The following is a 1,501-nucleotide window of genomic DNA, read 5'->3' as shown; positions in this document are numbered from 1 at the left end:
TAATCTGTGTGATAAGCATCATATACTGGTACATCCAATTCACTACAAGCCAATATCTGAGCATTGACATAATCCTCTAAAGTTAACCCTAGTTTGTTTTTGTCCGTATCTTTACGGCGTATCGTTGTACCACTCATAGGGCATTGCCTAGTAGCTGTCATTACAAGTATTTTTGAAGCTGGATTATTTTTCCTGATAACTTCAATTGCAGAACAAAAGGCGCCGTAAAACGTTTTAGTGTCGGTTTTATCAGTGCCTATCGGTACGCCTGCCCAATAACCATGTAACCAGTCATCATCTGTACCTTGTAATATGATTAGGTCTCCTCTTATTTGCTCTGCTTGTCTATAAATGCTGTTTTCTACCGCTTCTTTACCTATTGGAACTGTTGCCATTGTTGCGCCACCTCTTGCAAGGTTGGTCGTTTTAGCTTTTAACTTCTTGCCTAACATTTCTGTGAAATTAGTTTTCGCATGTGATCCTCTAGCTACAGAATCGCCAATCGTTCCAATTGTTTTTACATCTTTAATGTTTGATTTATCTATAAAATCATGAACGATAGTGCCGTCAGATGTAGTCACAGTTTTAGAGCTTACCTTCTGTTGTTTATCTTCAATCAAATCAGTTCTACTCATCAAATCGAGTGTTGATTTAGCTATTGACGCTACTTTAGACTTCAAGTTTTCTGCCGCTTTACTAGGATTAGAAAGGTTAACATCATTTAATCCAGAAACATAGTTAGCTGCAGTATTAACTTTTTTCATATATCGTTGTTCTCGATTAAACTCACCAAGCGTTACATCTTGCTTAACAATTACATTGTTTATACCCCTAATCGTTTTAACTTGTACTATACGGACTAAATCATTCAAACCTAGTTTGGTAGATTTTATTTGTACTATGTCTCCGGGTTGTGGGTCTGCTTCTGGATATGATTCTCTTAACACCAAAAAGTCCAAAGACAAAGATTGTTTTAACGACTTTTTCAATCTCGATTGTAATTCTTTATCCATAGTTTCTTGGTCAGTCACTTTACCATCTTTAAATGGTTCTGCGTGGATGTCGCCGTATATTTCAGCTAATGCACTTCTAGCTTCCATTACGAGCCCAGCGTGTTCGAATGTTTCTTCTCCTGAATAATTACCATATCCTCTAATGAAGGTGGCGAAATCACTTGCATCTTCCTCGAGTTTTATAGCGTTGGCGTTGACTTCGTCAGAAATAAAATAAGACGCTTTTTGATTTGCAAAAGGCGTCAATACAAACTTATATCTGTCTTTCTTTTTGTCATACGTTATTTTATATTCTAAACCGAAATGTTCTAATCCCTTTTTAAACATTTCTAACCTTGTGTCGCCTTCACCACCATTTTCAAACTTCGAAGACTTAACCTTACCTTCGACTTCAAAAAGCATTCCAGTACCTTGAAACACAATGTTAAAATATCTTTCTACTGTAAAAGATCCTGTTACATTAACATAAATCCTATCAATCATTAACT

1 protein-coding gene is annotated in these 1,501 nt (G+C 36.2%); it reads right to left on the bottom strand.

Annotated elements, in window-relative coordinates; all coding sequences use genetic code 11:
* Window positions 1-1,501, bottom strand: a 1,501-nt coding sequence (locus KQ486_RS13960) for an SGNH/GDSL hydrolase family protein (RefSeq protein WP_216687990.1), incomplete at both ends; no start/stop codon positions are given.

The sequence above is a fragment of the Allobacillus halotolerans genome (assembly GCF_018967645.1).
GTDB lineage: Bacteria > Bacillota > Bacilli > Bacillales > Alkalibacillaceae > Allobacillus > Allobacillus halotolerans.
Note: the sequence above shows the minus strand (reverse complement) of the source record. Positions and strands in the feature narration are given on the sequence as shown.